Here is a 19749-nt window from a genome sequence, read left to right as displayed (position 1 = left end):
GTTACTGCGTGCTGTTCTGATTCACCGACGGCACGCGGTTCTGTCCCGGCTGCGACTGCAACACGCGCTGCTGCGTACTGTTGCGCTGTTCCTGTAATTTACGCTGCATATCCTGGCTCTGGCGCTGCTGACTCTGCTGGAGCTGCTGTTTCTGCTGCTGCGACTGATTGCGCATCTGATTCTGCATGCGCTGTTGGCTCGGATTGTAGCCCGGTTGATTTGCATCATTATTGTTGTTCAGCATGTTGGCCGACGCCGCCAGCGGCAGCAGGGCAACACACATCGTTAGCCATTTCTTCATTCTCTTTCCTCCATTGCTGCGACAGTGCGTCTGGCCTGACAAAGGCCAGCGACTGTCTGGTTTATCTTAGTGTAGCTCACAGCCTGCGCCCCCAGGACTTAACCGAATTTGACTTAGCGTGCAATTTGTTGCTGTATTTGTAGGCGTATAAAAACAGTAAACAAAATGTAAATAAAAGGGATGGTCGCGGATGATAACAACACGGTTTTGCCAGCTGAGCTGGTCAGTCATGCTTTGCTTTAGCCTGGTGCAGGGTGCAAGTGCGGCGCCTGCGCCGGTCTCATACGGCGTGGAAACGGACACCTTTCACCCGGTAAAAGAGCAGCACGGCATGGTGGCGAGCGTGGATGCGCTGGCTACGCAGGTCGGCGTCGATATTTTGAAGCAGGGCGGTAATGCGGTAGATGCTGCGGTAGCGGTGGGATTTGCCCTGGCGGTGACGCATCCGCAGGCAGGTAATCTTGGCGGCGGCGGCTTTATGATGCTGCGTACCGCGTCAGGCCGCACCACCGCCATCGACTTTCGTGAGATGGCACCTGCGCGCGCCAGCCGCGACATGTTTCTTGATGCCAACGGCAATGCCGACAGCAAACGTTCTCTGACTTCACATCTCGCCACCGGCACGCCCGGCTCGGTAGCGGGCTTTGCGCTGGCGGCGCAGAAATATGGCACGCTGCCGCTGAGTAGCCTGCTGGCACCGGCGATCGCACTGGCGCGCGATGGCTTTGTGGTCAACGATGCGCTGGCTGACGATCTCAACACCTACGGCAAAGAGGTGCTGCTTGCCCATCCCAACAGCAAAGCGATCTTCTTTAAGGCGGACGGCGCACCCTGGCAAAAAGGTGAAAAGCTGGTGCAGAAGAATCTCGCGCACAGCCTGTCGCTGATTGCCAAACAGGGCCCGGACGCCTTTTATAAAGGCGCGATTGCCGATCAGATCGCCAGCGAAATGGCAGCCAATGGCGGCCTGATTGGCAAAGCCGATCTGGCGGCCTATCGCGCAGTGGAGCGTAAGCCGGTGAGCGGCAGCTATCGCGGCTACGAAGTCTTCTCCATGCCGCCACCGTCATCGGGTGGCATTCATATCGTGCAGATTCTGAATATCCTTGAAAATTTCGATCTGGCGAAAATGGGCTTCGGCAGTGCCGATGCCATGCAGGTGGTCGCCGAGGCGGAGAAATATGCCTATGCCGATCGCTCTGAATACCTTGGCGATCCCGATTTTGTGAAGGTGCCGGTGCAGGCGCTGACCAGCAAAGCCTATGCGAAGTCGCTGGCGCAGCAGATCGACCTGGCGAAAGCACGGCCCTCCAGCGAGATCAAACCGGGTAAACTGGCGCCGTATGAAAGCAATCAAACTACCCATTTCTCGGTGGTAGACAGCAAGGGCAATGCGGTAGCGGTGACCTATACGCTGAACACCAACTTTGGCAGCGGCATAGTGGCGGGCAACAGCGGCATCCTGATGAACAATGAAATGGATGATTTTTCTGCCAAGCCCGGCACGCCCAACGTCTACGGGTTAGTGGGCGGCGAAGCCAATGCGGTGCAGCCTGCCAAACGGCCGCTCTCTTCGATGTCGCCAACCATTGTGGCGAAAGATGGCAAAACCTGGCTGGTGACCGGCAGCCCCGGCGGCAGCCGTATCATTACCACCGTGCTGCAAATGGTGGTTAACAGCATCGACTTCGGGATGAACGTCGCGGAAGCCACCAGTGCGCCGCGTTTCCATCATCAGTGGTTGCCGGATCAGCTGCGGGTAGAGAAGGGTTTTAGCCCGGATACGCTGCGCCTGCTGGAAACCAAAGGCCAGCATGTGAAGGTGCAAGCGGCGATGGGCAGCACGCAGAGCATTATGATCGGGCCAGATGGCATGCTGTATGGTGCTTCCGATCCGCGTACCGTTGACGATCTCACCGCAGGTTATTAACGCCTGGTGGTAAACGCGAGACATCAACAAAAAGGGACGCCTCGGCGTCCCTTTTATTTAGCGTTTTATCGGCTGTTAAAAGCCAGGCGGCTGATTGTGCCAGTCGTCGATCGCTGATGAAGGCGCCGGTGCGTAAGCCATTGGCGCATCCGGTTGACGCTCGTCGAACGCGGGCTGCGGTTCGGTAAACAGCAGCGTTTCGCCCTCGGTCAGCAGGGCATCAAACGCGCGCGTGGATGGCGCATCGATGTGCAGGGTGAACTGTACGTCGCTGCTGTGCTCAACGCCGTTGCTCTCTTTCAGGTTAAACGTCAGCTCGTGCTGTCCGCCAGACAGCGGCAATGTTGGCGTAAATGACCAATTCCCGGAATCATTGACCTTAAATGAGTGCAGCAGGTTGCCATTGTCACGGACAACAATCACCGTATCTGGCGTCGCGTAGCCAAAAATCTGCGGCGTGGTGTCATCGGTATGCGCGCCGTTCTCAAGGAAGCCGCGCTCCGCGCCGACATTATCGTAAGCCAAATTAATTTTCACTTCGTAAAAGGTGATGTCAACGGGATTACCCGGTGCGCCCACCGTCTCACCGGTGCGCATATCCAGCGCCTGAGCATAAAAACGTTGCTCGCCGGTTAATGGCTCTTGCGGTGTGTAACTCCAGTTGCCCTGTGCATCGACCCAGGCAACGCCAGACATACGGTGATCGCCATAAAAAATGGCCACCAGGCTTGACGGCTCGCCGGTGCCTTTCAACACTGGCGTGGTATCAAAGCTCACGCCCTCTTTTTCGATCGGCTTCAGGCCGTCACGGTTGTCATAGATACCATCAATGGTTGGGCCTGGTTCTGGCAGCACCGGCTCCGGCGTTTCTTCCACCGGGGCATCAATGATCAGCGTAAAGGTGCTGTCGCTCTGGTGTTCATTGCCGTGTTTATCCAGCACCGAGAAGGTGAGTTCACGTTCGCCATTCTCCAGCGGCGTAGACGGGGTGAATGACCAGTGACCGTTCTCATTCACCTGGAAAGAGTGCAGCAGGTTGCCGTTGTCACGAATCACTATAATCGCGCCTGGCGTGCTGGTACCGGCGATCAGCGGCGTGCTGTCTTCGGTGCGATCGCCATCCTGAAGCATGCCGCTATCCGCTACGCCGTTGGCGAAAATTAACTCAATGTTCATGTGATAGAGCGTGAAATCAACGGCATTGCTCGGCTCGCCAATCGGCTGCATGGTATTCGGATCCACCGCACTGACTGACAGGCTCTGCTCGCCGGTGAGTCCCTGTCGCAGCGTATGGCTCCAGTTGCCTTCGGCATTAACGCGTGCATAGCCCAGCAGCTGCTGGCGCGCATCCAGAATAGCCACAAAGGAGAACGGCTCGCCGGTGCCTTTGAGCTTTGCCTCGCTGTCAAAAGATACGTCATGATTATCAATCGGCCGCTCGCCACTGTTACGATCATAGAGTCCGCTGATTACTGGCTTCAGCGGCTCCGGTGGGGTTCCTGGGTCAACCGGGTCAACTCGATTAATTGGGTCAATCGGGTTAACTGGATTAATTGGGTCAACCGGGTTAATCGGTTCAACCGGCGCAGGCGGCTCGTCTGGCAGGCCAGGCAGCGACGGGCGTGAAGGCCCTGCAGGTAACGCAACGGTTTCACGCTCAACCGGACGTGTTTCCGGTGGTGAAATGATCTGTGGCGGCAGAGAGGGAGAGTCAGGCATTCCCGGTGCGGCAGGACGGCGGGGTGCCGTGCGGCGAGCATTATCGGCTTCAGGCTGTACAGGCGCGGCTGGTGTTGAGTTCATGATGATTCCTCATTGTTATGATTTTTTTATTGTGATTTCATTTGGCTTTTATCGTCCCTGAGAAGCGTCCCGAAGCGGCTAACGTTGACATTTACTTACTCACTTCCGGCGAAAAAAACGTAAAAAAAGGGCCATGATTAACATGGCCCTGTGGATTAGCTGGCGCGTTGTGCGCCGCTGCGTATTACCGATCGATTAATAGTGGTTGGTTGTAGTCTCCCACTCTTTCACCAGCGGCTCGGACGCCGACACAAACGCGGTTGGCTCCTCCGGCTGCGATGCACGTACCGCAGATTCAGGTTCCGCGAACAGCAGGCTGTTGCCATCTTGCAGCAGTTCGTCAACCGCGACGAGTTGAGACGCATCCAGTTCATCGCTGACATAGCTCAGCATGCTGTTGTCGGTTGAACGCAGAATGTTCACCGTATAGCTGCTGCCGTCGTGCTCGGTTCCCGCGTGTTCGTTACCCTCTTCATCAATGCCGGTTACGGTAAAGGTATGTTCGCCAGGGTTGAGTGGAGCCTCTGGCGTCCAGGTCCAGTAGCCTGACAGGTTGACCGTGGTTTCAACGGTCTCACCGGTGCCAGAGTCGTGAATCCGCACCGTTGAACCGGTTTCTCCAGTGCCCAACATCAGTGGCGTGGTATCGGAACTGTTGCCGCCATGCGCGATCATTTCATTGGTATCATCATTATACATACCCTCAATGACCGGCGTCTGGAAGGCATTTTCACCGAGGATAGTCAGATGGAATGGCGAGGTAATCGGATGCTGATAGCCATCTTGATCCATAACCAGCGCGGTGAGGATGTGCTGGCCGGGTGCCAGTGGCCAATCCGGCGTAAGGCTCCATTTGCCGTCCTGACCAATTTCCACTGAACCTACCATGGCATGCTGGTTAAACAGAAACAGCAAGCTGCCCGGCGTGCCGGTTCCGCTAAAGGTCGGTTGCGTGTCATCTGTGTTACCACCATGCATCACCAGACCGGTTTCCGGGCCAACATCATCCTCTGCAAACAGAATCGTCTGCGCCATTGGCGGATCGATATGCAGTGTCAATGCCTCTGAGCGAAGCTCGTCGCCTTTATTATCGGTGATACCAAAGCTGAAGGTGTACTCACCTTTAGCCAGTGGCACAAGCGGGGTATAGGACCATACACCCCACGGGTCGGCCTTCACATACTCGACGAATTCATCATTGATGTAGACCGCAATCAAGCTGTCTGCCATCGCCTTGCCAACAAAACCCGGCGTAGCATCATCGGTGGTATCGCCGTCAACGAGAAGTGCCGTATCCTTGACGTTATCCACCACGCCTTCAATCACCGGGGCAAAATACTCAACCGGTGTATCAACGCTCAGGCTGAAGGTTGGGCCAGCTGGCAATTTAGTGCCATCCGGGCTGGTGACCACCGCATAAAATTCATGGGTGCCGTTGCTCAGCGCCGAGGTCAGCGGATAGCTCCACTCGCCCTTGTCGTTGATATTCAACGTAATCATTGTCAGGCCGTCGAGGAAGATCTCTACCGAGCCGCCTGGCGTACCGACGCCGCGCAGCGTTGGCATGGTGTCATCGGTGAGGTCACCATTAAACAGCGGAGCGGTAGATGAACCAACGTCATCTTCAGCAAACTGAATAACGCCTTCAACGTGGGTAATAATCTGCAGGTTGAATGCTTCACTGACGAACTCCTGGCCTTTAGCGCCCACCGTCACGAACGTGAAGCTGTGGTTGCCCGACGGCAGCGCACTGGATGGCGTGAAGCTCCACTGTCCCATGCTGTTGACGTTTGCGTTGCCAATTTTTTCCCCGTTGAGGCGCACCTCAATCGTGGTGTTCGGCATGCCACGACCGCTGAAGCCTGGCGTGGTGTCATCGGTAATAGCCCCGTTACCCAGGTAACCCTGGTTGCCCTGATTATCTTCAACGCTGGCGACGGTTGGTGCGAAGTAGTTAACCGGTGGTGTAATGGTTAAGTTGAAGCTCGGGCTGTTCGGCAGGCTGGTGCCATCCGGACCAACAGCGATGACATGGAAGCTGTGAGAACCCTGGGACAGTGCCGATCCCGGCGTGAAGCTCCATTTGCCGTCGGCGCCGATTTTCGCGCTGCCCAGCGGCATCCAGCGATCGTAAATGGTCACGGTGCCGTTCGGGGTGCCGACGCCATGCAGCGTTGGCGTGGTGTCATCGGTGCGCGCGCCGCTGGCCAGTGCACCGGTTTCGTCGCCGACGTTGTCCACTGCCATTTCGATACGGCCATTAACTTGCGTAATGATCTCCAGCGCAAAGTCATCGCTGGCGAACTCCTGACCTTTCGCGCCCACCGTCACAAAGGTGAAGGTATGGTTGCCTGACGGCAGTGCGCTGGACGGCGTAAAGTTCCACTGGCCGTATGCGTTTACGTTCACTTCGCCCACTTTCTCACCGTCGACGCGCACCTCAATTTTGGTGTTCGGCATGCCGCGGCCGCTGAAGCGTGGCGTGGTGTCATCGGTGAGGGCACCGCTGTTCAGATAGCTGTGCTTGCCCTGGTCGTCGTAAACGCTGGTGATAGTTGGCGCATAGTAGTTAACCGGTGGTGCAATGGTTAAGTTGAAAGCAGGGCTGTTTGCCAGGCTGGTGCCATCCGGGCCGGTAACCGTGGCATGGAAGCTGTGAGAGCCGGTGGATAACGCCGATCCCGGCGTAAAGCTCCATTTGCCATCGGCGCCGATTTTCGCGCTGCCAACCGGTACCCAGCGATCGTAGATCGTCACGGTGCCGTTCGGGGTGCCGACACCATGCAGGGTTGGCGTGGTGTCGTCGGTGCGCGCGCCGCTGGCCAGTGCACCGGTTTCGTCGCCGACGTTGTCCACTGCCATTTCGATACGGCCGGGAATTTGCGTAATGATCTCCAGCGCAAAGTCATCGCTGGCAAACTCCTGACCTTTAGTATCCACCGTCACGAAGGTGAAGGTGTGGTTGCCCGACGGCAGTGCGCTGGACGGTGTAAAGTTCCACTGGCCCAGGATGTTTACGTTCGCTTCGCCAATCTTCTCACCGTCGACGCGCACCTCAATTTTGGTGTTCGGCATGCCGCGACCGCTGAAGCGTGGCGTGGCGTCATCGGTGATGGCACCGCTGTTCAGGGAACCCTGACGGCCCTGATCGTCGTAAACGCTGGTGATGGTGGGCGCGTAGTAGTTAACCGGTGGTGCAATGGTTAAGTTGAAAGCAGGGCTGTTTGCCAGGCTGGTGCCATCCGGGCCGGTAACCGTGGCATGGAAGCTGTGAGAGCCGGTGGATAACGCCGATCCCGGCGTAAAGCTCCATTTGCCATCGGCGCCGATTTTCGCGCTGCCAACCGGTACCCAGCGATCGTAGATCGTCACGGTGCCGTTCGGGGTGCCGACACCATGCAGGGTTGGCGTGGTGTCGTCGGTGCGCGCGCCGCTGGCCAGTGCACCGGTTTCGTCGCCGACGTTGTCCACTGCCATTTCGATACGGCCATTAACTTGCGTAATGATCTCCAGCGCAAAGTCATCGCTGGCGAACTCCTGGCCTTTTTCACCAACCGTCACGAACGAGAAGTTGTGCTTGCCCGACGACAGTGCGCTGGACGGCGTAAAGTTCCACTGGCCGTATGCGTTTACGTTCGCTTCGCCAATCTTCTCACCGTCGAGGCGTACCTCAATTTTGGTGTTCGGCATGCCGCGACCGCTGAAGCGTGGCGTGGCATCATCGGTGATGGCATCATTGATCAGATAGCCCTGACGGTACTCATTATCGTAAACGCTGGTGATGGTCGGTGCAAAGTAGTTAACCGGTGGTGCAATAATCAGTTCAAAAGCAGGGCTGGCAGGCAAATAGGAGCCATCCGGGCCGGTCACCTGAGCAACAAAACGATGAGTTCCTGCCGACAGTGGCGTATCCGGCGTAAAGCTCCACTCGCCGTTGGCATTGATTTCTACTGAACCTAAATAGCGGTTGCCATCATAGATATTTACCACGCCGTTTGGCGAGCCGACACCTTTCAATGTTGGCGTCGCGTCATCGGTGCGCGCACCGCTGGTCAGCGAACCGGTGATGTCGCCGACATTATCTTCAGCGGACTCAATACGGCCATGAATCTGGGTAATCACGTTCAGCGTAAAGGGCTGGCTGCTGTGTTCCTGTCCATTTTCAGCCACCGTCACGAACGTGAAGCTGTGCTGGCCGGTCTGCAGATCGGAAGATGGCGTAAAGCTCCAGCGGCCATCCTGATTAACTTCAATTTCAGCGATCTGCTGATTATTATCGCGTACCAAAATTTTGCTGTTTGGCATGCCGCGCCCGCTAAAGGCTGGCGTTGCATCGTCGGTCATTTGACCACTGTTCAGATACGTAAAGTTGTTAGCATTGTCAATAACGCTGCCAACGGTCGGCGCAAAGTAGTTCACCGGTGGCGCGATATCCAGCGTGAAATTGGCACTTGGTGGCTGCAGCGATCCATAGGCATCCAGTTCACGCACGTAAAAATCGTATGAGCCTGCTGGCAGCGGCTCGCGAGGTGTGAAGGTCCACTCGCCGTCGGCATTAATCTTCGCCGATCCCAGGTAATAGTAATTTTTGTAATAGATGTTAACGGTAGCGTTTGGCGTGCCGGTGCCGTGGAACGTTGGCTGAGCATCATCGGTGCGTGCGCCGGACTGCAGGCGATCGGTAACGTCACCGACATCGTCATCCGCAAACAGAATGGTGGTGCTGACCGGCGGTACGACGTGCAGGACATAAGGTGCGGTCGCATGCACTTTGCCCGCGCTGTCGACGATCTCAAAGGTAAAGCTGTGACTGCCGGTTTGCAGCGCAGGTTGTGGCGTGTACTCCCAGTCGCCATATCTGCCAACCGTGACATAGCCAACAACGTTGCCGTTATCACGAACTACCATCTGCATGCCAGGCGCATCAGCAAAACCGGTAAAGGTTGGCGTAGCGTCGTCGGTGGTGGCGCCATTATCCAGCCAGCTGTTATAGCCTTCGTCATCGCGAACATAATTAATTTCAGGCATCAGCGACGCAGGCGTAAGAATGCCTACCTCAAAGAAAGCACCGCCGACCGGAACTTCTACATCCGGATGGCTGACCACCGGACGGAAACGGTGCACGCCTGGCTGAAGCGCCGACTCTGGTGTGAATTGCCATTCGCCGTTCTCATTAATCTGCACTGAACCCACTGGGCCGCGCTCAGAGTAAATGGTCACGATAGCGAGAGGCGTGCCGGTGCCATGCAGTGTTGGTCGGTCGTCGTCAGTGTAGGTACCTGATGCCAGAGCACCGGTCTCGAAGCCTGCGTCGTCGAACATATAATCAATACGTGATGACAGTGTCAGCTGTAAGGTAAAGCTCTGTGCGCTGATCTGTTCCTGACCGTTGCTGTCGGTGCTGGCAAAGGTAAACACATTTTCGCCCGGCTTCGACAGGGGAGCAGAAGGGTATTCCCATTTGCCCTGCGCATTAGCCTGAACTTCCGCAATCACTTCACCGTTAAGGCGAATAATCACCGTGGCATTTTTGCCCGCTACGCCCTGCAGGCGCGGCGTATAATCTTTCGTGGCGTCGCCATCAGAGAGCGAAACGTTGCCATATTCATCGGCGATAGCGCGCTCGGCGTAAGGGGCAACAAAGGTCTCTTCCGGTGGCTCAGGCGTAATTGGATCGGCCTCTACCTGGAATGTTATGAACTCGCTCTTATAGCTTATGCTGGTAGGATCCTGTGGATCGACAGCAACGGCATAGAAATCTCCATAACGGATTGGTGGCAGCTCAACTTCCCACTTGCCCTCACTGTTGGTCATCACGCTGGCAATCGGCAGATTTGCCCGATTCATAATATAGATAAGGGTGAAGGGGTCGGAGCTGCCCTTGAGCACGGGCGTAGTATCTGCGCTGATGCCATCTTCAATTAATTTTTCACCGTCGCGGTTGTCATACACGCCTTCAATCACTGGCGTAGTCAACACCGGCTGCGGATTGACCGGCTGGTTACCATCTACCGGATGCTCGATCGGTGAATAGCCAAAAGTGAAGACATTTGATCCGGGGCTACTGTTCTCGCCCACGCTGGCAACGGCAACGAGCATTTGATGGCCGGCCGGAAGTGGCGTAGAAGCGACGATACTGAATTCACCCTTCTCGTTTGCATAACCTTCGCCTATTTTGAAGCCCATTGAATAAAAGGTGATCAGGCTACCCGGCAGCGCGGTGCCTTTGATCAGTGGCATTGGGTCGTCAGTATAAGTGTTTTCAGCAATCGGACCCCGTTTGGAACCGGAATCACTAATGACTTCCGTGATTACCGGAGCCGGAATGGTGTTGGTTAACAGCGAGCGCGCATTGCGCTCATCGGTATTGGCATGAATTTTTGAATCTTGCATAAAAATTCCTTATTAGGATTATTTTTTTAGATGGGTAGAACTGAACGCCATGCTGATGGAAGGGGTTTTTAAATGCGTTGAGAAGCGTCTTGAAGGCAGGTAGCTGACATTTACTTACGTAAAGTAATTATAAATAAGTATAACTAAATATATTTAAAAACAATGAGTAAACAATTTGGTGGTTGAAAGGTTATCAACAACAGGCAATAAAAAGGAGCCATGATTGTCATGGCTCCTGGTAGATCATTCGGCACCTGATGTGCCGAAAACTGCGGTCACGGCGTAAATCAGCCGTGGTTAAGCACCGTCTCCCACTCTTCGATCTGCGACGTCGAAGCAGGCACAAAGGCGGTTGGCTGCGCTGGCTGCGTCAGGCTGATTTCAGGCTCCTGCTCTGCAAACAGCGGAGCATCCGCATGCTGCAGCAGTGAACGCAGATTACCTGTATTCTCAGGAGCCACCACCGGCACGATCTCCAGCTCAAACGTTGGGCTGGATGGTGTTCTGGCGCCGGAAGAGACATCAGTGGACATCGCGCTGAAATGATGGACGCCTTCTGCCAGCGGCTGCTCCGGCGTAAAGCTCCATTTGCCGTCGCGGCTGATGATGGCGGTGCCCAGCAGGCGCCCATTATCGTAGATCCAGATATCGCCATACGGTAAGCCAAAGCCATGCAGCGTTGGTCGGTTATCGTCGGTTTGCGCACCGGCCTGCAGGGTTTCATTGATGCCCACATCATCAGTCGCCGCGGTGATAACATTATCAGTAGGATAGACAATATTGACCGCGTACGCGGCCCCTTGATTGCCGTGCTCCTGACCATTTTCATCGACGCCGATCGCGATAAAGGTATGCTGACCTTCACTCAGTGAAGCAACCGGCGTCCATGACCAGGCGCCTTCAGCATCTACCTGTACGGTAACCTCTGTGCCGGTAGCGAGATCGCGGATGATGACCATGCTGCCTGGTGCACCCTGTCCACTCACCGTCGGCGTGGTATCGTCGCTGGTTCCGCCTGGTGCAACCAAGCCCCGACGGCCTTCACCATCATAAATGCTGTCAATAACCGGCGCCTGGAACGGCACTGGCGCAGCAATAGTCAGGTCAAAAGGTGCGCCTGGCTGATGTTTATAACCATCCGGGTTGGTGACCTGGGCGGTAAAGCTATGAAAGCCGGTGGATAATGGGGCGTGCGGCGTGAAACTCCACTCGCCGTTTGCGTTAATGGTTGTCGAGCCTAAAAGCTGGCGCGCATCATAAATCATAACGATGCCGCCTGGCGTGCCGAGACCCTGCAGCGTTGGGGTTGAATCATCGGTGCGGGCACCGCTGCTCAATGTGTCGGTCACCGCGCCAACGTTATCGTCGGCAGAAATAATGCGGCCCGGAAGCTGGTTGCTTATCTGTAGGTTGAAGTCCGGGCTGCTGAACGCCTGGCCATTATCACCAATCGTGACAAAGTTGAAGCTATGGTTACCAGGCTGTAGCGCCGCGTTCGGCGTCCAGCTCCAGTTGCCATTACGGTCAACCTGAACGTCGGCGATTTTCTGATCGTTGTCGCGCACTTCGATGATGCTGTTTGGCATACCGCGACCAGAGAAACGTGGCGTCATGTCGTCAGTAATGCTGCCATTACTCAGATAACCCTGTATGCCAGCGTCATCATAAACGTTGGTCAGCGTAGGGGCTGTGTAGGTCATTGGCGGCACAATGGTCAGCACGAATGGCGGGCTGGCAGGTAACGTGGTGCCATCCGGGCCGGTTACCACCGCCTGGAAGCTGTGCGTACCGGCGCCTAACGCACCCGACGGCGTGAAGCTCCACTCGCCGTTCTCATTGATCTTCACTGAACCCAGCGTGTAGCGGCCAGTGTAAATCATCACCGTACCGCCCGGTGTACCTACGCCTTTTAACGCTGGCGTGGTGTCATCGGTGCGCGCGCCATGGCTCAGCGAACCGGTCACCGCGCCCACGTTGTCGTCGGCAGAAATAATGCGGCCTGGAATCTGGGTAATGATCTGCAGGTTGGTATCCTGGCTGGCATATTCGTCGCCGTTTTCACCAAGGGTGACAAAGTTGAAGCTGTGGTTGCCTGGCTGCAGCGCCGGGTTCGGCGTCCACGTCCAGTTGCCATTGCGATCGACCTGTACATCGGCGATCTTCTGACCGTTGTCGCGCACTTCGATGATGCTGTTTGGCATACCACGGCCGGTAAAGCGCGGCGTGGCGTCATCGGTGATACTGTTATTGTTCAGATATTTGTGAGCGCCAACATCATCATAAATGGTTGAAACCGTCGGCGCGGTGTAGCTTAACGGCGGCGCAATCACCAGTACAAATGGCGGGCTGGCAGGCAATGTAGTGCCATCCGGGCCGGTAACCACCGCCTGGAAGCTGTGCGTACCGGCGCCTAACGCACCCGGCGGCGTGAAGCTCCACTCGCCGTTTTCATTGATCTTCACTGAGCCCAGCGTATAGCGGCCAGTGTAAATCATCACCGTGCCACCCGGTGTACCCACGCCTTTTAACGTCGGCGTAGTGTCATCGGTGCGCGCGCCATGGCTCAGCGAACCGGTCACCGCGCCCACGTTGTCGTCGGCAGAAATAATGCGGCCTGGAATCTGGGTAATGATCTGCAGGTTGGTATCCTGGCTGGCATATTCGTCGCCGTTTTCACCAAGGGTGACAAAGTTGAAGCTGTGGTTGCCTGGCTGCAGCGCCGGGTTCGGCGTCCAGCTCCAGTTACCAAAGCGATCGACCTGTACGTCGGCGATTTTCTGATCGTTGTCGCGCACTTCGATGATGCTGTTCGGCATACCACGACCGGTAAAGCGCGGCGTGGCGTCATCGGTGATACTGTTGTTGCTCAGAGATTTAGGAACGCCGACGTCATCGTAAATGTTGCTGATGGTGGGTGCGGTGTAGGGAACCGGCGGCGTAATATCCAGAGTGAATCCTGGGCCTGCTGGCTGCAACTGACCATTGGCACCGACTTCGCGCGCGGTAAAGCTATATCTTCCTTCTGAAAACTCAGGGGTCGTGAAGCTCCACTCGCCATTGGCGTTGGTTTTCGCCGAGCCAAGGTAATTCGTGCCGCGGTAATAAATATGAATGATGGTGTCTGGCGTGCCGGTGCCATGCAACGTTGGCGTGGTGTCATCGGTACGTGCGCCGGAAAATAAGCTGTCGGTGACGCTGCCTACATTGTCATCGGCGTAGAGAATTTTAGCGATAGCTGATGGCGCAATGTGCAGGACAAAAGGCTCGCTGGCGTGCACGTTGCCCTGGCTGTCGATAATTTCAAAGGTCAGGCTATGGCTGCCGGTTGCCAGCGCAGGCTCTGGCGTATATATCCAGTCACCATACTCTTCCACCTCGATATAACCGATGATGTTGTTGTTGTCACGTACCACAATGGTCATGCCCGGCGCATCAACATAGCCGGTAAAGGTTGGCGTCGCATCATCAGTGGTTGCGCCGCTTTTGAGCCAACTGCTGGCGCCTTCATTATCGCGCACATCCATGATTTCCGGCGTCAGTAACACCGGCTCAGTGATTCCCAGTTCAAACCATTGGCCGCTAAGCGGCTGTTCTACATCCTGATGGCTGATTTCTGGGCGAAAACGATGCACACCAGGTGACAGCGCGCGTTCCGGCGTAAAGCTCCATTCGCCTTTTTCATTTACCTGAACGGAACCCAACAGGCCATTTTCCGTATAGATTTTGACGATGCCGTTTGGTGTGCCTGAGCCGTGCAGCGTTGGCTGGCTATCGTCAGTGTATTGACCCGACAGCAAATCAGCGGTCTCCGGGCCAAGATCATCTGCCGCATGGTTGATGCTGACCGAAAGCACCGTTGTGATAGTGGCATCTGCTGCTGTATGGCTGGCAGGCAATACGGCACCGATATCGGCGCTGCGTATCGTGCCTGCACGGCGAGTGATGTTGTTTACGTCGTTCATAAGCTTCCCTATTAAAGTTTTTTGGTGTTAAAGCAAGGAGACATAGTCAACCTGTGCGTTTTAAAAAAAACTGAGAAGCGTCTTGAAGGCATAACGCTGACGAATGTTTACAGCGCCAGTGAATGCCGGTTTTAATAAATAAGATAGATAATCAGAGGGTTATGTTGTGGTCAATGCAACGGGCACAGGGGATATTAATCAGCCGGCATAAAAAAGGGCCATGTTTAACATGGCCCTGAAGAACCGCCAGGGAAGCCGTTATTGGTGCTGGCGGATGACCCCATCGACAGGGATTAAGTAGAGAATTACCAGGTTACCGTTTCATTCAGATCCTGCTGAACAGAATCCGTATTGGCCCAGGCCACCGGCTCGGCTGGCTGGGTAGCAGCAACAGCCTGCTCTTCCTGCGGGAACAGCAGCTCGTTACCTTCCTGCAGCAGCGTTTCAGTAGAGTACGGAGTAAAAGCGCGTGAGAAATCAAAGGCGATTTCGACCGGCTCACTGCGCTCGCTAACATTGCTGTAATTTTCAGGATCCATGGCAAGGGCATAAAAAACATTGCCGCCCAGGCCCGGTAGCTCCGTTGACCATTCACCCTGCGCATTGGCTTCTGCGCGGGCAACCAAATTATTAACCGCATCGAAAATACCGACTACTGCAAAAGGATCGGCGCTGCCTTTAAGCAGTGGCGTCACATCTTTAGTCAGGCCGTTTTCAATGCGAACTTCATCACCATTGCGGTTGTCATAAACGCCTTCAATCACCGGCGTGGAAAGTGCAGGCGCCGGATCGATTGGGTCAACCGGGTCGATTGGGTCGATTGGGTCAACAGGGTCAACAGGGTCAACAGGGTCGATTGGGTCAACAGGGTCAACCGGCGGGGCGGTATTCACAATATCCAGTTCCAGCGGCGCTTGTGCACCGCTAAAGCTGCCATCCGGACCGGCAACCTCGATATAGAAGATATGATTGCCAGTGGTCAGCGCGGCATCGGGTGTAAAGGCCCATTCGCCTTTTTCATTGATGGTAGCGGAGCCGAGCATACGGCCATTATCCAGGATAAACACGGTGCCGTTTGCTGCGCCCGTGCCGATCAGCGTTGGACGGTTGTCGTCAGTCTGTGAGCCGACGTTTTCGCCCGCATCGTTCAGTGCGCCAGTGATGGCAGCGGGAACCGGTGCCGCCACAGATAGCGTAAAGCTGGCGTCGCTGATACGCAGGGTGCCGGTGCTGTCAATCACGCCAACGGTCAGCGTATGCTGTCCATTACTCAGTGCCGTGGTGAGCTCATAGCTCCAGTTGCCAAAAATATTTGCCTGTACGGAGCCGATCTCTTTGCCCTGATCGAACAGGTAGACTATTGCATTGCTGTCGGCATATCCGCGCAGCAGCGGTGTGGCGTCATCAGTGGTTTGGCCGTTGCGCAAATCACCACGGCGCGGGCCGTCGTTATCCGTGACGCTGGAAATGCCAGGCGCCATAAAAGGCGCGGGCGGCAGAGCGGGGTCAACGGGATTAACCGGATCGACTGGGTCAACCGGGTCAACCAGGTCAACCGGGTCAACCGGGTCAACCGGCGGCACAGGATCAACGTTATTGTCCCAGAAAATCACCGTTTGTAGTGGTGAAGATGGGCTGAATTCATTGTTTAGTTCGGCGCGGGCGGAGATCAGCTGCGGCCCGGCAAGCAGCGGCGTGGTGATTTCAAAATTAAAGATACCGAACTGGTTAGCATAACCTTCACCGACTTTAACGCCGTTGGCCCAGATAGAAACCAGGCTGCCCGGTGCTGCGGTGCCTTCGAAAATGGGCGTGGAATCGGTGGAGGTCAGACCGTCGCCGACCGGGTTTAACGGAGCGCCAGAGCTTTCATAAATGGTACTGATGACCGGCGCCGCAACGGCCATCTGCTCAAAGCGATTACCCGGGCGATTAAATGTGTTTCTTTGCATGGTATGTTCCTTATGGTGCACATCAGGTGATGATATGTCTGGTGTACATCCTTGTTCATAACGCTGACACGTTGCGCTAAGAAGCGTCCCGAAGCGGCATAAAACGACACTTCATTACATTCGCGTGTGATGGTAAACGCGAAATGAAAACTATTCGCATAAAGAACTTTACAGACGCGAATGATAATGATTATTATTGCTCTGCGTTCTCAGCCGGTCTGCTGGCCGTCTGTGAAAGCACGACATTGCTCACATTGCTTCCAGTATTTCTTGCCAGCCTTGCGCTGGCTTTTTTTTGCCCTACATTTGCCGTCGATAACCACCTTCTCTTACAGGCGTTCTCGCGCTTTTTTGATAGACTCAGCGCATCACTTCTTTAGCTGCCTGATTCCGATGAAGAAAAAAAGACCTGTATTGCAGGATGTCGCCGATCGCGTTGGCATCACCAAAATGACGGTTAGTCGCTATCTGCGTAATCCTGAGCAGGTCTCTGTTGCGCTGCGCGATAAGATCGCTGCGGCACTGGACGAGCTGGGATACATTCCCAATCGCGCGCCCGATATGCTCTCCAATGCCACCAGCCGCGCTATCGGCGTGCTGCTGCCGTCGCTGACCAACCAGGTGTTTGCTGACGTGCTGCGCGGCATTGAAACGGTAACCGATGCGGCGGGCTATCAGACACTGGTGGCGCATTTTGGCTATAACGCGGAAAAAGAGGAGCGGCAGCTGCGCTCCTTGCTGGGCTGGAATATTGACGGCGTGATTCTCACCGAACGTAGCCATACGCCAGGCAGCCTGCGCATGCTGGAGACCGCCGGTATTCCGGTGATTGAGATGATGGACAGCCTGTCGCCATGTCTGGATATGGCCGTAGGCTTCAACAATATTGAGGCGGCGCGACAAATGACGCAGGCGATTCTGCGCAAAGGCTACCGGCACACGGTTTATCTCGGCGCCCGTCTGGATGAACGCACGCTGCAAAAGCAGCAGGGCTATGAGCAGGCGATGCGGGAAGCGGGGTTGACGCCGCACAGCGTGATGATGGAGGAGGCCTCATCATTCTCAGCTGGCGCAATGTTGCTGCATGAAGCGCGCTCTCGCCATCCTGAAACCGACAGCCTGTTCTGCACCAACGACGATCTGGCGGTCGGCGCCATGTTTGAATGTCAGCGGCTGGGATTACAGGTGCCGCAGGATATGGCGATTGCCGGTTTCCATGGCCACGATATTTGTCAGGTGGTCAATCCGCGTCTGGCCACGGTACTCACGCCGCGTGAGCAGATGGGCGAGCAGGCGGCCAGCATGTTGCTGGCGCGCATTGCGGGCGATGTCAGTCAATCGCCGCCCTGCGATATCGGTTTTTCTATCCTTGAAGGTGGCAGCATCTGAATTTGCCAGTTTTACGAGCTGGCTCACACTTTCGTACTTTTCACCGCTGAACGGTTGCTACGCTTTGCGCACCTCCTGACAATGCTGTTCATATTGTTATCGGTAACATTGCATAAAACCTTCGTCGGAGAAAACCTCTATGTCTACATATCTACCGCCGCATCACGTCTTTATCCTGATGGGCGTTTCAGGCAGCGGCAAATCCGTCGTGGCCAGTGACGTGTCGCATCAACTCAGCACCGCCTTTCTTGACGGTGATTTCCTGCATCCGCGCGCCAACATCATGAAAATGGCCGATGGCCATCCGCTGAACGATGAAGATCGCCAGCCATGGCTACAGGCGTTAAACGATGCGGCGTTTGCCATGCAGCGTACTCAGCCGATTTCGATTATTGTCTGCTCGGCGTTGAAAAAGCGGTATCGCGATATCCTGCGCCACGGCAACCAAAACCTGACCTTTCTGTATATGAAAGGCGATTTCGACACCATCGAATCGCGTCTGCGCGCGCGTAAAGGCCACTTCTTCAAGCCACAGATGCTGGTAACGCAGTTCGCCACGCTGGAAGAGCCGGGTGCGGATGAGCCAGACGTGGTGATTATCGATATCAATCAGACCGTGGGAAACGTGGTGATCGATACGGTGACCGCGATCAAGGATGCCATCGCCAAAGGTCAGGCATGAGCACGGCAACGTTAATTTTAACCGCTGCCGGTTCGGTACTGCTGTTGCTGTTTCTGGTAATGAAAGCCCGCCTGCACGCCTTCGTGGCGCTGATGATCGTCTCAGTGGGCGCAGGCCTGTTCTCGGGTATGCCGCTGGATCAGATAGCGGAAACCATGCAAAAAGGCATGGGTGGTACGCTCGGCTTTCTGGCGATTGTGGTCGCGCTGGGCGCGATGTTTGGCAAAATCCTGCACGAAACCGGTGCCGTGGATCAGATTGCGATTCGCATGCTGAAAGCCTTTGGCGAGAATCGCGCGCATTACGCCATGGGTATCGCCGGGCTGATCTGCGCACTGCCGCTGTTTTTTGAGGTCGCGGTGGTACTGTTGATCAGCATCGCCTTCGCCGTGGCGCGCCGCACCCATGATAATCTGGTAAAGCTGGTGATTCCGCTGTTTGCTGGTGTGGCGGCCTCAGCGGCCTTTCTGCTGCCGGGTCCGGCGCCGATGCTGCTGGCATCACAGATGCACGCTGATTTTGGCTGGATGATTTTGCTCGGCCTCTGCGCGGCTATTCCCGGCATGCTGATCGCCGGTCCGCTGTTCGGCAACCTGATTGCGCGGCACGTGACCTTCAGCTCACCGCCGGAAGATCATCAGCCCGATGTGCATGAAAGCAAGCTGCCGTCGTTTGGCTTCAGCATCGCGCTGATCCTTTTCCCGCTGGTGCTGGTGGGCCTGAAAACCATCGGCGCGCGCTTTACCCCAGAAGGCTCGCAGCTCTATCAGTGGCTGGAGTTTATTGGGCATCCGTTTATTGCCATTCTGCTCGCCTGTCTGGTGGCGATTTATGGCCTGGCCGGGCGTCAGGGCATGGAAAAAGAGAAGGTGATGGAAATCTGCGGCAGCGCGCTGCAACCGGCAGGCATTATTTTGCTGGTGATCGGTGCGGGCGGTGTGTTCAAGCAGGTGCTGGTGGATTCGGGCGTCGGTCCGGTGCTCGGCCATGCGCTGACCGGTGCGGGCTTACCCATCGCGCTGGCCTGCTTTATTCTGTCGGCGGCGGTCAGGGTCATTCAGGGATCGGCCACGGTCGCCTGTCTGACCGCAGTGGGTTTAGTGATGCCGGTGATTGAGCCTTTGCACTACAACGGCGCGCAGATGGCGGCGCTGTCGATCTGCATTGGCGGCGGTTCCATTGTATTAAGCCACGTTAACGACGCCGGTTTTTGGCTGTTTGGCCGATTTACCGGCGCCACCGAAGGCGAAACGTTAAAAACCTGGACCCTGATGGAGACCATTCTGGGCACGGTCGGTGCCATTATCGGCATGATCGCCTTTACGCTGCTCTCCTGA

General features: G+C 55.8%; 10 protein-coding genes. 5 read left to right on the top strand and 5 right to left on the bottom strand.

The genetic code is table 11. The features are described from left to right. Nucleotide 1 precedes the first annotated feature (1 nt). Nucleotides 2-301 (bottom strand): DUF2756 domain-containing protein, encoded by a 300-nt coding sequence (locus tag ACJY2L_RS12920; protein ID WP_187487128.1) that lies wholly within the window; start codon nt 299-301, stop codon nt 2-4. Between the two features lie 190 nt (nt 302-491). Between ACJY2L_RS12920 and ggt the strand changes: the two genes are divergently transcribed. Then, nucleotides 492-2231, top strand: a complete 1740-nt coding sequence (gene ggt / locus ACJY2L_RS12915) for a gamma-glutamyltransferase (RefSeq protein ID WP_439214164.1) — start codon at nt 492-494, stop codon at nt 2229-2231. Nucleotides 2232-2306: 75 nt separating this feature from the next. Here ggt and ACJY2L_RS12910 read toward each other — a convergent pair whose 3' ends face one another. The 4 genes from ACJY2L_RS12910 to ACJY2L_RS12895 all read right to left on the bottom strand — a co-directional run bounded on the left by ACJY2L_RS12910 (nt 2307) and on the right by ACJY2L_RS12895 (nt 16341). Beyond that, nucleotides 2307-4034, bottom strand: coding sequence for an Ig-like domain-containing protein (locus tag ACJY2L_RS12910; RefSeq protein ID WP_439214163.1), 1728 nt, complete (start codon nt 4032-4034; stop codon nt 2307-2309). A gap of 195 nt (nt 4035-4229) precedes the next feature. Then, the gene (locus ACJY2L_RS12905) at nt 4230-10427 is read right to left on the bottom strand and encodes an Ig-like domain-containing protein (RefSeq protein WP_439351296.1); all 6198 of its coding nucleotides are present in this window, start codon (nt 10425-10427) and stop codon (nt 4230-4232) included. Between the two features lie 287 nt (nt 10428-10714). After that, nucleotides 10715-14389: an Ig-like domain-containing protein gene (locus tag ACJY2L_RS12900; RefSeq protein ID WP_439351295.1), complete on the bottom strand. Its 3675-nt coding sequence runs from the start codon at nt 14387-14389 to the stop codon at nt 10715-10717. A 305-nt stretch (nt 14390-14694) separates the two neighbouring features. Then, nucleotides 14695-16341 (bottom strand): Ig-like domain-containing protein, encoded by a 1647-nt coding sequence (locus ACJY2L_RS12895; protein ID WP_439214160.1) that lies wholly within the window; start codon nt 16339-16341, stop codon nt 14695-14697. A 143-nt stretch (nt 16342-16484) separates the two neighbouring features. Here ACJY2L_RS12895 and ACJY2L_RS12890 point away from each other — a divergent pair, with 143 nt between their 5' ends. The 4 genes from ACJY2L_RS12890 to gntU all read left to right on the top strand — a co-directional run bounded on the left by ACJY2L_RS12890 (nt 16485) and on the right by gntU (nt 19749). Then, a complete protein-coding gene (locus ACJY2L_RS12890; RefSeq protein ID WP_439214159.1) occupies nt 16485-16721 on the top strand; it encodes a hypothetical protein in 237 nt (78 codons plus the stop codon). A 13-nt stretch (nt 16722-16734) separates the two neighbouring features. Continuing rightward, entirely contained in the window at nt 16735-17730 is a 996-nt protein-coding gene (gene gntR / locus ACJY2L_RS12885) for a gluconate operon transcriptional repressor GntR (RefSeq protein ID WP_439214158.1), read from the top strand. A gap of 139 nt (nt 17731-17869) precedes the next feature. Then, nucleotides 17870-18412: a gluconokinase gene (gene gntK, locus ACJY2L_RS12880; protein ID WP_439214157.1), complete on the top strand. Its 543-nt coding sequence runs from the start codon at nt 17870-17872 to the stop codon at nt 18410-18412. After that, the gene (gene gntU / locus ACJY2L_RS12875; protein ID WP_439214156.1) at nt 18409-19749 is read left to right on the top strand and encodes a gluconate transporter; all 1341 of its coding nucleotides are present in this window, start codon (nt 18409-18411) and stop codon (nt 19747-19749) included. The genes gntK and gntU overlap by 4 nt, the downstream gene beginning before the upstream one ends.

This window comes from Duffyella sp. Ts4 (genome assembly GCF_051851875.1).
Lineage (GTDB): Bacteria > Pseudomonadota > Gammaproteobacteria > Enterobacterales > Enterobacteriaceae > Duffyella > Duffyella gerundensis.
Note: the sequence above shows the minus strand (reverse complement) of the source record. Positions and strands in the feature narration are given on the sequence as shown.